11 protein-coding genes and 1 pseudogene are annotated in these 16,799 nt (G+C 68.2%); 11 read left to right on the plus strand and 1 reads right to left on the minus strand.

The window, feature by feature from the left end; genetic code table 11:
• Positions 1-212 precede the first annotated feature (212 nt).
• The 7 genes and pseudogenes from A6V29_RS07660 to A6V29_RS07680 all read left to right on the plus strand — a co-directional run bounded on the left by A6V29_RS07660 (position 213) and on the right by A6V29_RS07680 (position 6,887).
• Positions 213-545, plus strand: a complete 333-nt coding sequence (locus A6V29_RS07660) for a hypothetical protein (RefSeq protein ID WP_137159756.1) — start codon at positions 213-215, stop codon at positions 543-545.
• A gap of 101 nt (positions 546-646) precedes the next feature.
• Positions 647-1,000, plus strand: a pseudogene (locus A6V29_RS22135) (hypothetical protein); the annotation flags it as partial.
• Between the two features lie 251 nt (positions 1,001-1,251).
• A complete protein-coding gene (locus A6V29_RS22140; RefSeq protein ID WP_502700078.1) occupies positions 1,252-1,584 on the plus strand; it encodes a GIY-YIG nuclease family protein in 333 nt (110 codons plus the stop codon).
• A gap of 208 nt (positions 1,585-1,792) precedes the next feature.
• Positions 1,793-2,611, plus strand: coding sequence for a DUF4839 domain-containing protein (locus tag A6V29_RS07670; protein ID WP_170977745.1), 819 nt, complete (start codon positions 1,793-1,795; stop codon positions 2,609-2,611).
• A 150-nt stretch (positions 2,612-2,761) separates the two neighbouring features.
• Positions 2,762-5,467: a TM0106 family RecB-like putative nuclease gene (locus A6V29_RS07675; protein ID WP_249933098.1), complete on the plus strand. Its 2,706-nt coding sequence runs from the start codon at positions 2,762-2,764 to the stop codon at positions 5,465-5,467.
• Entirely contained in the window at positions 5,428-6,045 is a 618-nt protein-coding gene (locus A6V29_RS21545) for a DEAD/DEAH box helicase (RefSeq protein WP_249933099.1), read from the plus strand. The genes A6V29_RS07675 and A6V29_RS21545 overlap by 40 nt, the downstream gene beginning before the upstream one ends.
• A gap of 95 nt (positions 6,046-6,140) precedes the next feature.
• The gene (locus tag A6V29_RS07680; protein WP_137159759.1) at positions 6,141-6,887 is read left to right on the plus strand and encodes an enoyl-CoA hydratase/isomerase family protein; all 747 of its coding nucleotides are present in this window, start codon (positions 6,141-6,143) and stop codon (positions 6,885-6,887) included.
• 177 nt (positions 6,888-7,064) lie between these two features.
• On the opposite strand, the gene A6V29_RS07685 is transcribed toward A6V29_RS07680, so the two are convergent.
• Positions 7,065-8,483 carry a Fis family transcriptional regulator gene (locus A6V29_RS07685; protein ID WP_137159760.1) on the minus strand — a complete coding sequence of 473 codons (1,419 nt, stop codon included), beginning with the start codon at positions 8,481-8,483 and terminating at the stop codon, positions 7,065-7,067.
• Between the two features lie 176 nt (positions 8,484-8,659).
• On the opposite strand from A6V29_RS07685, the gene A6V29_RS07690 reads away from it, so the two are divergent.
• The 4 genes from A6V29_RS07690 to A6V29_RS07705 all read left to right on the plus strand — a co-directional run bounded on the left by A6V29_RS07690 (position 8,660) and on the right by A6V29_RS07705 (position 16,632).
• The gene (locus A6V29_RS07690; RefSeq protein WP_137159761.1) at positions 8,660-10,519 is read left to right on the plus strand and encodes a hypothetical protein; all 1,860 of its coding nucleotides are present in this window, start codon (positions 8,660-8,662) and stop codon (positions 10,517-10,519) included.
• A 44-nt stretch (positions 10,520-10,563) separates the two neighbouring features.
• The gene (locus A6V29_RS07695; RefSeq protein WP_212719119.1) at positions 10,564-12,126 is read left to right on the plus strand and encodes a class I SAM-dependent DNA methyltransferase; all 1,563 of its coding nucleotides are present in this window, start codon (positions 10,564-10,566) and stop codon (positions 12,124-12,126) included.
• Entirely contained in the window at positions 12,119-13,315 is a 1,197-nt protein-coding gene (locus A6V29_RS07700) for a restriction endonuclease subunit S (RefSeq protein WP_137159763.1), read from the plus strand. Before A6V29_RS07695 ends, A6V29_RS07700 begins: the two co-directional genes overlap by 8 nt.
• Positions 13,316-13,464: 149 nt before the next feature.
• Positions 13,465-16,632, plus strand: a complete 3,168-nt coding sequence (locus A6V29_RS07705; RefSeq protein ID WP_137159764.1) for a type I restriction endonuclease subunit R — start codon at positions 13,465-13,467, stop codon at positions 16,630-16,632.
• Positions 16,633-16,799: the final 167 nt, after the last annotated feature.

Consider the following 16,799-nt stretch of genomic DNA (forward strand, 5'->3'; position numbering starts at 1 on the left):
CCACCCCACGGGGCACGGCCGGCCAGGACCTCATGGCTCCGAACCGCCACTGGGCTGCTGTCTTAAGCAAGGCGGCCCTGGACCCACTGCCGGATCCGCACGTCGCGAGTGCGGCCGCGGTCATCGACGGAGTCACGTACTGCTCGTCCATCCTGCCGTGGCGAAGTTCCGGCGGTGAGCCGACGTGGCCCGGCGCGGAACCTCCTCGCAATTTGCATGCGGGGCGGACGAAGTACGCGCTCAAGACGCTGCTCGGCGACCTGCCTAGTGGCGACCTGGTCTGGGGAGGGGACTGGAATCACTCGATGACCGGTCCCGAGAACGCCGGTTCACTCGGTGGGCGCAAGCACCTGCTGGCCGCCGTCGCGGAGCTCGGTCTGCAAGTGCCCACCGCGGACCTACCGCACCGCCTGGATGGGCTGTTGACCATCGACCACGTCGGTGTCCCGGTGTCGTGGAAGGTGGTCGACGCCCGGCGGCTCGATGCGACCGGGCTCAGCGACCACGACTGCTACGTCGTCGACGTCGAGGTGCCGGCGCCGTGAGCACCGACGACGGCGGCCTGCTGCCGCCTAGAGCGCAGTTGCTGACGGGGGACGAGCCGATCCGGGGCACGCCCGCACGGATTCGCGACTTCTGGGCGTGGGTGCTGTCCGACCTGCGCGGCAACACCGTGCGGCCGATGATGGCCGAGTTCCTCGTCGCGCAGGCGCTCGACGCCGTCGGTCGACCGCGCGTCGAGTGGGAGGCGTATGACGTCGTGACGCCGGATGGCATCCGCGTGGAGGTGAAGTCGAGCGCCTACGTGCAGGCGTGGGCGCAGGCCCGTCCGTCGGAGATCAGGTTCGGCGGCCTCAACGGGCGGACCTGGGACGCAGCCGGATATGCCTCTGGGTCGAGCTATAACGCCGATGTCTACGTCTTCGCGTTGGAGACTGCGCCGGACCACGAGTCCTACGACCCGTTGGATCTCGATCAGTGGAAGTTCTGGGTGCTTCCGCGGCGAGCCGTGGAAGGGACCGGCCAGAAGGGCTTGGCGCTGTCCCGCGTCGAGGCCATGGCAGGTGAGCCCGTTCCATACAGCGGCCTCAGAGACGCCGTCCGTGCCGCGGCGGCGATGGCGCAGTCGCCGGTGGAGGGAGTCGACCTGCGAGGCCGCGTCGTGCGCGTGGCAGCGGCGCAGGAGGCACTGCCGGCGGAAGGGGACTGGCCCGCAGCGGCCCGACGTCCCGAGCCACACTTCGTAGCCGAGTGGCCGGCAACCACATACGGGGGACGACCGGGCAATCGACTTTGCGTCGCTCGCTCGCTGCGTTGCTCCATGAGCGCGAGGGGTGGCGAAGCCGCTTCACCGACCGCCCCCTGCTCCTGCCCGAGGATGAGTTGCGGCTCAACGACTGGATGCAGGAGCACCTGGCGCTGAGCTGGGCCGTGCACGAGCAGCCGTGGACCGTCGAGTCGCAGGTGATCGCGGAGCTCAGGCCGCCGCTCAACCAGTCAGCGAACTCCTCCCACCCGCTGTACCGCGTAGTCCAGGAGGCCCGCCGCCGTTGGCGGACAGCTGCGGAAGATGCTGCAACGTAGGCAGACGGCTGGCGTGGCAGGACAGCCGTGTCGGCGCCGGCGACAGCGCGGGAAGTCCTTCCCGCTTCGGATCGCTGCCGCCCTCACCTCGGAACGAGTGGGAAGCATGGCGGTGGCTGCGGCTGTGGTGTTCCGAGAGGGAGAAGTGGCATGGCCTCGACCGAGCGGCGTCCGTTCGGCGCCGCAGAACGTGCTTACGGTCCCCGCCGTGGTCGACGACGTGCAGTACGAGTTCACATCGGTTCAGGCAGTGCGGGGCACTGAAACTAAGACGATCGCGAAGTGGCAGAAGGACGGCTGGCAGATCTTCAGCCGCAACCAGGGCTTGCTGCGCACGGAACTGACCTTCCGCCGCGTCAAGCCAAAGACGGTCGGCACCAGGTTGCTCGCCGCCTTCCGAGGCCTCGAGTCGAGGACGCAGCGGGCTCTACTGGCCGGCGCGTCTGCAATGGTCCTGCTCTTGGTCGCCGTCGGCGTCATCGTTGGCATGCAGAGCGGAGGCAGCGCTACCGAGTCAGCGGCATCAGCGACCGAGGTCGAGGCGGTCGAGCCGAGTAGCGAGCCGGAAGAGGTTTCAACACCCACGTCATCGGCACCCACTTCGTCGGCTTCCGCACCCACGACTCCCGCTCCGGAAGCAACACTCACGGTCGAGAACAACGCTGATCTCGCGGCGCTTGTAGCGCTTCGGGACCCGGGCGCGGCCGAAGTCGGAGAGTTCGCCGCGAAGTATCGCGGGCGAACCATTGAGTTCGACGGAAACATCACAGCCCTCGCGAATCACGGCAGTTACACGACGAGGTATGACCTTCTGATCAACACCGGGGACTACAGCACGACGAGCTCGTTGGGACCCAGCTTCAAATTCGAGGACGTCAACATCACGAACGACCTCCACCTGACGGGCCCGGACATCCCGGACGCCATCGGTGTCGGAGACAACCTTCGAATCATTGCGCGAGTGGTCGAGTACAACAGCAATTCGCAACTCTTCCTTCTCAAGCCGGTATCTACCCAGGTCAGGTGATCGGTCGGTGCGGTGACCCGAACGGGTCTCCAGCTCCTTTCTCGCCGTGGCCTCATACCCGCAGACTCCATGAGACCTGTCAGTGCCGTTTGATTCGATCCAGGGCGAGGCCACATCAAGGCCTAGGACCACGGCCGACGGAGGCAGGCGATGCAGAGACTCGACGGGCGGCTGGTGCTCAGCCCCACTGACCTCACGCATCACCAGGAGTGCGCGCACCTGACCCGGCTCGACCTCGGCGTCACCACGGGGGAGTGGGCGGCCTACTCGCACGAGACCCCGGATGACGTCCAGTTCGTCTTCGACCGCGGGATGGAGCACGAGAAGAAGTACCTCGCCTCGCTCGTGGCTGCCGGGAAGTCCGTTGTCGAAATCGGAGCGGCATACGACTTGGACGGCCGCCGGCGCGCGGAGGCCGAGACCGTGGAGGCGATGCGCAGCGGTGCCGACGTCGTCTACCAGGGGACGTTCTTCGACGGTGCCTGGGGCGGGCAGGCCGACTTCCTGCTGCGGGTGGACAGGCCGTCCCCGGTCTTCGGCGACTGGTCGTACGAGATCGCCGACACCAAGCTCGCGCGGAAGCTCAAGGTCGCCGCGCTGCTGCAGATGGCCACGTACGCCGAGCGCCTGACGGAGCTCCAGGGCGTGGCTCCCGAGCGGCTGATCGTGGTGACCGGCGACGGCGAGGAGCGCCCATGGCGGCTGGTCGACGTCGCCGCCTACGCGCGGCGGGCGCGGGCCCGGCTGGAGGCGTTCGTCGCCGCACCGTCGCCGACCGGCCCGTCGCCGATCGGCTACTGCAACCAGTGCTCGTGGGCCGAGCGGTGCAACGCCGAGCTGCGGGCCGCCGACGACCTCGGTCTGGTTGCGTTCATGCGCGGCGACCAGCGGGACGCGCTGAAGGCCGTCGGCATCTCGACGCTCCGCGAGCTCGCCGAGGCATCCCCGGAGCAGCTGAAGAAGTCCGGCATCGGGGCGGACGCACGTGTGCGGTTGCAGCAGCAGGCGGCCGAGCAGCTGCACGAGCGCCACACCGGCATGCCTTCGCGGACGCTGCTCGCCCCGGTTCCCGGCATGGGCCTGCTGCGGCTGCCGCCGCCGTCGCCGGGCGACCTGTACCTCGACTTCGAGGGCGACCCGTGGTTCGAGGATGGCAAGGGCATCGAGTACCTCGCCGGGCTGGGCGACCGGTCAGACGGCTTCACTCCGCTGTGGGCGCACGACCGGGACGCCGAGCGGCAGATGGTCACCGACCTCATCGACCGGATCGTGGTGGCGGCGCAGGCCGACCCGGGCATGCACGTCTACCACTACGCGCCGTACGAGGTGACCGCGCTCAAGCGACTGACCGGCACCTACGGCGTCCGCGAGGCGGAGCTCGACCAGCTGCTGCGCGAGGAGCGGTTCGTCGACCTCTATCCCGTCGTCCGGCAGTCGATGCGGATCAGCAAGGAGTCGTACTCGATCAAGAAGGTCGAGGCGTTCTACGGGCGGGCGCACGAGGGCTCCGTCGCCAGCGGTCTGGGCAGCGTGCTGGTCTACGAGCAGTGGCTGCTCGACCAGGACCAGCAGAAGCTCGACGACATCGAGTCGTACAACAAGGACGACGTCGACTCCACCCGCGAGCTGCACGACTGGCTGGAGACCCAGCGCGCCGAGCTCGAGGCGCTGCACGGTCCGCTCGCGCGGCCGGCGGTGACCGTGGTTGCGCCGGACGCGAAGGTGACCGAGGCGCAGGCCGCCGAGGAGGAGCTGGCCGCGCGGCTGCGCGACGCAGGGCACGACGTCCTCGGTGACCTGGTCGGCTGGCACCGCCGCGAGGACCGGCCCGACTGGTGGGAGGTCTACCGGCTGCAGGACCTGGACACCGAGGAACTGGAGCGCGACGGGACCGCGCTGGGCGGGCTGACCTACGTCGGTTACCAGGGGCCGGTGAAGAAGAGCCACCTGTACGAGTACTCGTTCCCGGCGCAGGACACCAAGGTGTCGGCCGGCGAAGACGCGCTCGACGTGGACACCGCGAAGCGGGCCGGCACGGTGGTCGAGCTCGACATCGCGACATGTCGACTCGTCCTCAAGACGACCGCCACGGAGCCGCCCCACCTGCGCGGCCTGGGCCCGGCCGGGCCGCTGAACACCGGCGGGCTGCGGGCGGCGATCGCCGCGACCGGCGACGACGTGCTGGCCGGCCGCGACTGCCTGGGCCAGGCGCCGGTGGAGCGACGCGTTCCCGCGGGAACGCGGCTGCGGCCCGGTGAAACGACGACCGACGCGATCCTGCGGCTCGGCCTGGCGCTCGATGGTGAGGTGCTGGCCATCCAGGGCCCGCCCGGAAGCGGCAAGACGACGGCGGCGGCCGCGCTGATCCGGAAGCTGCTGGACGCCAGCAAGAAGGTCGGGGTCACGGCGACCTCGCACGCGGTGATTGGCAACCTCCTCAAAGCGGTGGGGCGGCCGGCGCTGCAGAAGTGCAAGGAGGACCAGCACTGCGGTTCGGACCACGTGGCGTGGTCCGACGACAACGACGACGTGACGCGCCGGCTGACGGGTGGCGACGTTCAGCTGGTGGGCGGGACGGCGTGGTTCTGGACCCGGCAGACGTCCCCGAGGCGGTCGATGTGCTGGTGGTCGACGAGGCGGGGCAGTTCTCGCTGGCCAACGCGGTCGCGGTGGCGCGGGGTGCGCGGTCGATGGTGCTGCTCGGGGATCCCCAGCAGCTGGCACAGCCTTCGCAGGCGGTGCACCCGGGCGGCTCGGGCGCCTCGGCGCTGGAGCACCTGCTGGACGGGCACCCGACGATCCCGGAAGACCGAGGGGTGTTCCTCGACCGGTCCTACCGGATGCACCCGGACCTGACTGCGTTCGTCTCGGAGCTCGCGTATGAGGGCCGACTCGACCCGGCAGATTGCCGTGAGCGGGTGGCGGTGCTGGGGGAGGGGCCGCTGTCGGGCAGTGGGCTGCGAGCGGTGCTGCTCGAGCATCAGCTGACCTGCTCGGACAAGAGCCAGCAGGAGGCCGACGAGGTCGCGCGGCTGTGGCGATCGATCCAGGACTCGACGTGGCGCAATCACCTGGGCGAGGAGGCCCCGATCGGTCCGTCGGACGTGCTGGTGGTGGCGCCGTACAACGCGCAGGTCGCGCTGATCAAGTCGGCGTTGCCGGCGGGTGCCCGCGTGGGGACCGTGGACAAGTTCCAGGGCCAGGAGGCGCCGATCGTCCTCTACTCGATGACCAGCACGAGTGCTGACGAGGCGCCACGAGGCGTATCGTTCCTGTACGACCTGAACCGGCTGAACGTGGCGGTGTCGCGGGCGCAGGCGTTGGCGGTGGTGGTGTTGAGCCCGGAGCTGCTGGACGCGCCGGTGCGGACCCCGGAGCAGCTGCGCCGAGTGAACGCGCTGTGCCGGCTCGTGCAGTCGGCGACCGCCGTCTGACCGGGTCGCGCGGGGCAGCGCAGCGCGTGGTCTGATGCCTGTCAGGTGTTTGTGGCCGGCGTCGGGGCCGGTCCGCTCGGCAGGAAGGTGGGCTCGTGGCCGGATCCGGTGAAGTGCTGCTCGAGGTGGACGGCGGCGTCGCGATCGTGACGCTCAATGCCCCGGACCGGCGCAACGCGCTCACGCCTGGGATGGCCGACGAGCTGATCGCGACCTTCGACGAGGTGGACGCCAAGCCGGAGGTCGGCGCGCTGGTGGTACGGGCGGTCGGCAAGTCGTTCTGCGCGGGCGGCGACATCGCGACGCTGACGAACGCCGGCAAGGACCCGGCGACGCCCGACGCCTACGAGGGCATGGGCAAGATCTACGACTCCTTCTACCGACTGGGGCAGGTGAAGGTGCCGACGGTGGCGGCGGTGCGTGGCTCGGCCGTGGGGGCCGGCATGAACATGCTGCTGGCGGCGGACCTGCGGGTCGTCGCGAAGGACGCCCGGCTGCTGGCAGGCTTCCTCCGGCGCGGCATGCACCCGGGCGGCGGGCACTTCGTGATCCTTTCGCGGCTAATCGGCCGCGAGGCCGCGGCGGCGATGGCGCTGTTCGGCGAGGAGATCAACGGCGACAAGGCCGTCGAGCTCGGTCTGGCCTGGGAGTCCCTGGATGACGCCGCGGTCGAGGGCCGGGCGATCGAGTTGGCTCAGCGCGTGGCCGCCGACCCGGAGCTGGCGCGCGTGGCCGTAGGCAATTTCCGTAGGGAGGTTGTCAACGGGGCCGTAGCGTGGGATGTCGCCATGCAATCCGAGCGTCCAGCCCAGATGTGGTCCATGCGCCGCTCGGCTCGGTAGCTCACCCGACCCGCCTTGGGCCAGCAGGACACCGCGTCCGCCTATCTGCCTCGGGCGGCGAGGCAATCGCTCGGCACTGATGGACTTGCCGCCGGCATGTGCTGTGCTCCGTCAGGGACGGGACTCCGCGCTGCCCTCGTGTCAGCGCGGAGCCCCGTCCCCGGGTGACCAGCGTGGTCAGGCGGCGCCGCTGGCTTCGTTCACCTGGCTGTCGGCCCCGGCTGCGTCCAGAGCGGCGAGCGCCAAATCGAGGGAGCGCCGAATCCCGGTGGAGACCTTGGCGCAGTCCCCCTCGATGGCCAGCCCGCTCTTCTGGATTCCGCTGGCGGCCTTCTTGATGTTGTCGATGACGCTCAGCTGCGCCGTAGCTGCTGCGATGTGCTCTGTCGCCGTCGCGACCTCCGAAGAGCCGGTTCGCGCGCTGACGGCCAGCGCCGCGGTCCTGAGCAACTGCACGACAGTGCGCAGCAGGTCGGGCTGGTCGTGCTCGGGGTCGAACGCCAATACCACCCGACGCGGGCCCAGCACTCTGATGTGCTGCCCGCCGTTCTGCTCTGGGGTGCGGACGACACCGAGCGCGGCCTGCGCGTTGCGGTTCCTCTCTGCCTCGTCCAGGTAGGGCCCCCACGCGCGCGCCGGGGAGTCGCTCATCTCGATCACCAGCCGGGCAGAACTCCCGCTGATGTGCAGTACGCCATCCCCACGCTTGCTTCGCGGCAGCAGTCCGACCGTGGACCCCGTGGGCTCATACTCGTCGCCCAACCCGGCGGCGAACTCGTGCATCAGCTCGCCGATCGAGTCCTCGTAGGCCCGTCCCTTCAGCGGGGTCATCTTCACGACGTTGGACCGCTCCCGGCCAATCTTGACCACGGTTGCCAGCTCGGTAACCGCGGCGGTCAGCTCGGAGTGGTTCTTGTCCAGCCGGGCGGTGACGACTTCCTGCTGCTGTGCAAGTGCGGTGCTCAGCTTTGCCACCGGGGACGTCGGGTCAGCCGGGTCGAACTGCTTGACCGCCTGCCGAAGCAGCGCGTCGGTGGCCGCCCGCGCGGACTCGCTCACCGTGGTGCCAAAGCTGTCCAGCAGGGGCCTCAACCGTTCCACCAGGGCGGGGTTCTCCCCGCCGAGGGTGCGCTGCATCTCCGCGACGATGGCCCTCTGCGCGGCATCCACTGCCGCGGTCAGCTCTCTGCGGCTGCGCTCTTCGGCCTCGGTGATCGATCGCTTGGCCGCTGCGGTCGCCTTGTCCATTGTCTCTACAGCAGCCGACACGGTGCGCTGGGTCAGCTGAGCGGCCTCACCCGTGGCAGAGGCCGTCTTCTCCCCGACCTCCCGCAGCATCGCCTCGACGGCACGGGACTCACCGGAGTGTCCCATCGCCGCCAGGGCCCGCGACCCGAGCACCACGGCCTCGGTCAGGAACACCGACAAGTCGGCGGTTGGGCTTACGTCCTCGACTGCCGGCCCGCGCCGGCCCGTCGTCCAGTGCCGCGCCTCCCGGACCACGACCTCGTCCGTCAGGCACATGGCTCGGATGACGAGCGAGGGCCCGCGTAGGTCCAGGTGGACGTTGGGCTCGTACTGCTCGGGCTGGTTCATGGCGCGGCTCCTAGCAGGTGGGGCCACCCGGCGGGCGACCTGGGCAAACCGTCCAAAACAGCGCCGCACCAGTCGACAAGAATCCCTGATAACCCGGCTTATCGCGATTCATTGGGTGGCCGACGCTGCCCAGTCCGGTACGGTCTCGCCACCGATGCCAGCCAAGGAGGTGCCCGATGTCGACGTCCGACGCAGCGCGCCTGCTCACCCTGCCTGACATCGCGGCCCTGGCCGGCGTGCAACGCCCGGTGGTATCGATGTGGCGTACCCGGACCTCCGTCCGCGGTGTCGCCGTCTCGTTCCCGGCCGCTGTCGACGTCATCGACGGTGTCGAGTACTTCGCGATGGACGCCGTCCTCGCCTATCTGGCCGCCACCGGCCGAGGCCGCAACCCGGAGTCCGCGCTGGACGCCGCGACGTTCACCGCGCCGGTTGATGCCGACCACATTTCGGCGGAGACGCTGCTGACGCTGGCTCTGCTCACCGACGAGGACCTGACCGGCGCCGACCTGACCGCCCTGGCCACCGCAATCGACCCGGACGACGAATTCTTGCTCACCGAGGTACGAGAGGGAGACTGGGCTGCTGAGCTCGCGAGCTACATCGACGAGCTGGTCGCGGCCTCCTTTGGCCCCGAGGACGCGCTGAACCGCCTGGACGGTGGCCGTCTCGCCCGTAGGGTCGGCGCCCGCGGCTGTACCAAGGATCTGGTCGACCTGGTCGCCAGTGTTGCCGCCGCTGGGCGAAGCGACGCCGTCCTCGACCCGAGCGGTGACCCGTTGCTGGACCGAGCGCTGGCGCCGCTCTTCACCGCTCTGCTAGCTGATGACCGTCGGATTCGCCGCCACGCCGCCATCCTGGGTTGGGCCGTAGCGGACGGCGGGACCGCCAGCCCTGTTGTCCGGGTGCGGTCGCTGCTCGGTCAGTCGAGGGACGACGTCCTGGATGCCTTGGACCGCTTGACGGTGAGCCTCGGGCCCGAGGATGTCGCCGTCGCGCTCGGACCCGCGGCGACCATGACCGACGCGCTGACCGGAGAGGCCGAGAAGCTACGCGCCCACACCTTGCGCCCCGGGCCGTTGGTTGCTGCGCTTCGCCTCCCTCGAGGGATGTGGCGCACCGCCCATCGGCAGAGTCCGGCGGTCTGGGTCCTGAGCGGAGGCGACGGTCGCAAGGAGGTTTGTCTGGCAGACCTGGACAACGGCGGCGGTATCGATCTGACCGACCTGTCCGCCGACACCGCTCAGGCGGTGACGCCGATGGGCAGCGGCAGGACCGAGGCCCGCGCCTACCGTTACCTGCGCCCTCGCGAACTCAAGCAGGTGCTGGCCGGTGGCTCGTTGGTGCCGCGCGGCACCCGGGCTCAGCACTTGTCTGTCGAGGACGGAGTGCTGGACCGTGCGTACGCCGCGGCGAGTGTGCTGGTCGAGCCGCTGCCCGAGGTCACGACGTCGCTGACGGCCGGGAGCGAGCGCCCGGTCGTGAGTTCCGTGTCGCTGGGTGAGCTCGTCGCCGCCAAGAGACTCAGGCTGCGTCAGGGGCGCCGGATAGCGCTCGGGGACGGTCACCCCGCCGGCACGGTCGATGTCGTTACCGCTGACGGCAGCCTAGACGGCGTCCTGCTCGACCCATTCGATGCCCGCGTCCGCAGCGGCGGCTGGACGGAGCCAGGCGACGTCGTCTTCCTGGAGAAGCCCCAGCCCCGAGCTGTGGTAGACAGCCGCGGCGGCAACCTGGTTGGTACGCCAAGTCGCATCCTGCGCCTGGCCGAGAACGCGCCGGTCAGTGCACACGTACTGGCCGAGCGGATCAACCAGGCCCGGCCGGGCACTGAGTGGCGGACCTGGGAGGTGCCCGCGCTTCCCCGCGCCGAGGCTGAGTCACTAGGCACCCGGCTGGCCGAGGTCAACCGGTATCGCACCGAACTCCGTCGGCGGGAACAGGCCCTGAACGCCTGGGCCGACGCGCTTGTTACCGGGGTCGCGGCGGGTTCGCTCGCTATCCCCGACGCCACTACAACTCTCGAGAACAGGTGAGCCCCATGCCTCCCCGTGCCAAGCAGTCTTCGGCTCCTTCGACGATGAAGGAGCTCAAGGACACCCTGTGGAAGGCCGCTGACAAACTGCGCGGCTCGTTGTCGGCGCACCAGTACAAGGACGTCATCCTCGGGCTGGTGTTCCTGAAGTACGTGTCCGACGCCTACGACGAGCGGCGCGAGCAGATCCGCGCCGAGGCCGAGGCCGACGGGTGGACCGAGGACCAGATCGCCGGGCTGATCGACGATCGGGACGAGTACCAGGGGTACGGGGTGTTTGTTGTCCCGCCGGTGGCGCGGTGGGCTTACCTGGCGCAGTACGCCAAGGGCAAGCCGGCCGAGGGCCACGAACCCGATCGCACGATCGGTGAGCTGGTCGTGGCGGCGATGGACGCGCTCATGGTGGCCAACGAGAACCTGCGCGGCACGCTGCCCCGGCTCTACAACAACGACAACATCGACCAGCGCCGCCTGGGCGAGCTGATCGACCTGTTCAACAGCGCCAGGTTCAGCCGGCAGGGCGAGCACCGGGCCCGGGACCTGATGGGCGAGGTCTACGAGTATTTCCTGGGCAATTTCGCGCGGGCGGAGGGCAAGCGCGGCGGGGAGTTCTTCACCCCGCCGTCGGTGGTGAAGGTGCTGGTTGAGGTGCTGGAGCCGACCAAGGGCCGGGTCTATGACCCGTGCTGCGGGTCGGGCGGCATGTTCGTGCAGACGACGAAGTTCCTGCGCGAGCACGACGGCGACCCGAGCGAGGTGGCGATCTTCGGTCAGGAGTCCATCGAGGAGACCTGGCGGATGGCCAAGATGAACCTGGCCATCCACGGCATCGAGAACAAGGGCCTCGGTGCGCGGTGGGGTGACACCTTCGCGCGCGACCAACACGGCGATGTGCAGATGGACTACGTGCTCGCCAACCCGCCCTTCAACGTGAAGGACTGGACGCGCAGCACTGACGACCCGCGCTGGGTATATGGGGTGCCGCCGGCGAGCAACGCCAACTACGCGTGGATCCAGCACATCCTGTCCAAGCTGGCGCCGGGCGGTCAGGCCGGCGTGGTGATGGCCAACGGGTCGATGTCCTCGCAGAGCAACGGTGAGGGCGAGATCCGGGCGGCGATTGTCGAGGCCGACTTGGTGTCGTGCATGGTGGCGCTGCCGACGCAGCTGTTCCGCTCGACCGGGATTCCGGTGTGCCTGTGGTTCTTCGCCCGCGACAAGGGCGCCCGCGCAGGCGAGGTGCTGTTCATCGACGCCCGAGAGCTGGGCTACATGGTCGACCGCGCCGAGCGGGCGCTCACCGACGAGGAGATCGTGCGGATCGGCGACACCTTCCACGCCTGGCGCGGCTCGCCATCGGCGGCGACCAAGGGCCTGTCGTACGAGGACGTGCCCGGCTTCTGCCGCTCGGTGCCATTGGCCGAGATCAAGGAAGCCGACTACGCGCTGACACCCGGCCGGTACGTCGGCTCCGCCGCAGCCGAAGACGACGGCGAACCACTCGACGCGAAAATCGAACGGCTGCGCGGCGAGCTCCTGGCCGCCTTCGACGAGTCGAACCGCCTCGAACAGCTCGTCCGCAACCAGCTGGAGCGCCTCCATGCCTGACTGGCTGACTGCCCCCCTACACGAGGTACTCGAGTTTCGAGAGGGCCCGGGAATCATGGCGGTTGATTTCCGCAGCCACGGAGTGCCGCTGATTCGTCTCGCTGGCTTGAAGCGAGGCAGCGACTTGCTCACGGGGTGCAACTATCTCGACCCCGTCGAGGTTGAGCGTCGCTGGAAGCAGTTCCGGGTCAAGGAGGGCGATGTCCTTCTCAGCACGTCGGCCTCACTTGGCGAAGTTGCTGTGGCGGGGAAGAGTCACGAGGGGGCAGTGCCCTATACGGGCATAATCGCTTTCCGCCCCCGGGACGAGCGAATTCTGCCGGAATTCATACCTCACATGCTCACGAACGTCACGTTTGTGCAGCAGATACAGGCCATGGGTGTGGGCTCCGTCATGAAGCACTTCGGTCCATCGCATTTGCGCAAGATGACTGTGACGTTTCCCGCAAGCGTCCGCGACCAGCGGGCGATCGCGGAAGTGCTGGCCGCCCTCGACGACAAGATCGCCGCGAACGCGCTCGTGGCCAACGCGGCCACGTCCTTAGCGGCGGCGCACTACGAGGCGTTGGCAGAAAGGTCGACGGATGTCCGCGCCCTAGGCGAGGTGGCTTCTACGGCGCTCGGCGGAACACCGAGTCGCTCGGTGCCTGAATTCTGGGTCCATGGCACAGTCCCATGGCTGGCGTCAGGGAAAGCAAACGAACCCAGGGTTCTAACGCCTACTGCTTGGATCACGGCAGAGGCGTTGGCTTCTAGTGCCTCCAAAATGATGCCCAAAGGGGCCACGCTGCTCGCGATCACTGGAGCGACTCTTGGTCAGGTTGCCCGGCTCGAGATCGACGCCTGTGGGAATCAGTCCCTCATTGGGATCTGGCACGAGGATCAAGGGATGAATGATTGGTTGTACTTCGCCGTCCAGCAGCAACTTCCTGAGCTGCTGAAGCATGCAACCGGCGCAGCGCAGCAGCATGTCAACAAGCAAAATGTCGAGCGGCTGCTAGTCCCATTACCCGCAACTGACGTTCTCGAGTTGTGGGGCCAAGTCGCCCGGCCTCTTCTGGACACAGCTGCAGCAATGGATCAGCAGGCGTTACACCTGGCGCAAACGCGGGACGAACTGCTGCCCCTGCTGATGTGTGATCGGATCACCGTCCGCGGTGTCGAAGACAGCGCGGCGGCCATGACATGACCCGGACCGACCGCCCGCTGGATCCCAGTACGCCTGACCCCACGGTCGCAAGCCCTCGATAGGGCGCCTTATCGGCCAATGAATGCCTGCGCCGCGAGCTCGCAAGGCACGATCAGAACAGACACCGCTACCGTCCACGGGGAGCCGAAATGACCTTCAGCGAGTCTGACTGGGAGATCATCGCGATCGAGCAGTTCGCCGAGCACGGCTGGGCCCCGCTCAGCGGCGCCGCCATCGCGCCGGGCACGGAGGACGGCCGGTCTAGCTGGGCCGACCTCTTCTGCCGGGGGCGCCTGCTGGCCGCGGTCCATCGGCTCAATCCGCACGTGCCGCTGGAGTACCGCGAGCAGGCCGTCGCCGACATCCTGGCGCCGAAGTCGGCGGATGCGATCGCCGAGAACTACCGGATGCACCAGATCATGGTGGGCGGCTTCCGTGGTCTGACCTACACCGACTCCGCCGGTGTCGAGCAGAACCCAACCATCCGGGTGGTTGGCCATCGGGTCGAGGACAACGACTACTTCGTCGCGTCACAGGTCACCATTCGCGATCACGACATCGAACGACGATTCGACGTCGTCGGTTACCTGAACGGCATCCCCGTCCTGATTGTCGAACTCAAGCGGGCCGACGGCGACCTGTCCCAGGCTTACGGCCAGCTGGCCACCTACCTGCGCGAGTTCCCGTTGGCCTTCCGTGGCTGCGCGCTCACCATCATCAGCGACGGTCTGACCGCGGCGTACGGCACGCCGTTCACGCCCCTCAACCACTACGCACCATGGAACGTCGACGATGACGGAGCCGTCGTCGCCACAGGCAGCAACCCGGCGGATGTCGACGTCCAGATCGCCCTCGATGTGCTGATCGCCGGGCTGGGAAACCAGGAGCGGTTCGGGCAGCTGCTGCGCAACTTCATCGCCTTCGACGAGCTCGGGGACGGTTGGCTCAAGCGGGTCGCCAAGCCGCACCAGTACTTCGCCGTCACTAAGGCCGTCGGGAGCACGGTGGACGCTGTGCGGACCGACGGACGGGCCGGCGTTGTCTGGCACACGCAGGGCTCAGGCAAGTCGATGGAGATGGAGCTCTACGCCCACGCTGTGGCGGACCATCCGGCGCTGGGCAACCCCACCCTTGTCGTCGTAACCGACCGAACCGAACTCGACGACCAGTTGTTCACCGGTTTCGCCGTTTCACGGCTGCTCCGCGAAAGCCCCGTACAAGTCAGCAGCCGCGAGGAACTGCGTACCGCACTCGCCGATCGCAACACCGGCGGCATCTACTTCACCACGCTGCAGAAGTTCGGCCGCACCGATGCCGAGCGTTCCGGCGGGCAGGCCCATCCACTGCTGTCGGACCGGCGGAACATCATCGTGATCGTCGACGAGGCGCACCGCAGCCACTACGACGACCTCGACGGTTTTGCCCGGCACATTCGTGACGCCCTTCCGCACGCCACGTTCATCGCTTTCACCGGAACCCCGATCGCACTCGCTGACCGCAACACGGCGGAGGTGTTCGGGCCGGTCATCGACACCTACGACCTGACCCGTGCAGTCGCCGATGGCGCGACCGTGCCGGTCATGTTCGAGCCCCGGTTGATCACCGTTGAGCGCACCGAGGACCTCACTGCAGAGCAGCTCGACGCCGCCGCCGACGAGGCGACCACGGGCCTGGACGATGTCGAGCGCGCCCGAGTCGAATCCGCCGTCGCCGTCCTGAATGCTGTGTACGGCGCGCCCGCACGGTTGAAGGCGCTGGCGGCTGACATCGTCGAGCACTGGGAGCGCCGTCGAGAAGCTGTCCGGCCGTTCCTCGGTTGGTCCGGACGGGCCATGATCGTCGGAGCCACCCGTGAGATCTGTGCCCGGCTCTATGACGAGATCGTCGCGCTCAAGCCCGAGTGGGAGTCCGACGCGCTCGATGCCGGCGTGATCAAGGTCGTGTACTCCGGGACGGCAAGCGACCAGCCCCCGATCTCCAACCACGTGCGGCGGCAGTCCCAGAACAAGGTCATCCAGGCCCGGCTCAAGGAGGAGTCTGGCGCAGATCCGCTCGAGCTGGTGATCGTGCAGAACATGATGCTGACCGGCTTCGACGCACCACCGCTGCACACCCTCTATCTGGATCGCCCGCTCCGTGGAGCGCTGCTCATGCAGACTCTCGCCCGGGTCAACCGCACCTTCCGGGCCAAGGACGCCGGCCTGCTGGTCGCCTACGCACCGATCACCCAGAACCTCGCCGCCGCGCTGGCCGAGTACACGGAGCGGGACCAGGATGAGAAGCCGGTCGGCCGCGATGTCGCCGAGTCCGTGCAGCTGACCCGCGATCTGATCGGCCAGCTGGACGACCTGTGCGCCGGGTTCGATTGGCGCTCCAAGCTCACTGGCGACGCCCGGAGCTACCGCGATGCCCTGCTCGGACTCACCAACTGGGTTCGCTCACCCACGACACCCGGCAATCAGGTCGGCGACAACGAGAAGCCACTCGTCGACAGGTTCAGGGAGCTGACCAACAACCTGTCCCGAGCCTGGGCGCTGTCCGCCGGCGGGACGAACCTCCCGGAGTTGCGCGCCCCTGCGCAGTTCTACGAGGAGGTGCGGGTGTGGATGGGCAAGTTCGACGCCGCTGCCCGCCAGGCCGAGGGTCGCCCCGTGCCGGCGGAGATCGAGCTGATGCTGGCCGGGCTCGTCGCGTCGGCGACGGTCACCGGAGAGATCGTGGACATCTACGAGGCGGCCGGGATGGAGCGGCCCAAGCTGACCGATCTGACCCCTGAGTACACGGCCTCGGTGCAGCAGGCACCAAACCCGCACCTGGCCATCGAGGCTCTGCGTGACCTGCTGGTCAGTGAGTCGGCCATGGTCACGCAGCACAACCTCGTGCGTCAGCGGGCGTTCTCGGCCCGGCTTCAGGAGCTGATGAATAAGTACACCAACCAGCAGTTGACGTCGGCCGAGATCATCGCGGCGATGATCGAGATGGCCCGCGATGTCGCGGCGGAGGCTGCGCGTGGCGCCACCTTCGATCCGCCGCTGAGCTCGGACGAGCTGGCCTTCTACGACGCGGTCAACACCAATGAGTCGGCCGTCGAGTTGCACGGCCACGACGTCCTCGCACAGATCGCTCGTGAACTCGTTGCGGTCATGCGTCGCGACGTCAAGACCGACTGGACGGTGCGTGACGACGTCCGGGCAAAGCTTCGGTCGTCCATCAAGCGGCTGTTGATCAGCTACAAGTACCCGCCGGACCAGCAGCCTGAGGCTATTCGGTTGGTGATCGAGCAGATGGAGGCGATGGCTCCGCGATTCGCCGGCTGAGCGAAGTCATGAATGACAGCGTTCCGGGCATTCCGTGACGCCACCACAAGTCGGATTCTGCGCGTCCGCGTCCGCGTGCGCCACGACAACTTGCCTAGGCCGGGGACGCAGGTCGAGACATGAGGCTCCTTCGGGGTCGGTATACCGGAGTCCGTGGACCAAGAGCG

It is taken from the genome of Blastococcus sp. CCUG 61487, from assembly GCF_005222955.1.
In the GTDB taxonomy this organism is placed as follows: Bacteria; Actinomycetota; Actinomycetes; order Mycobacteriales; family Geodermatophilaceae; genus Blastococcus.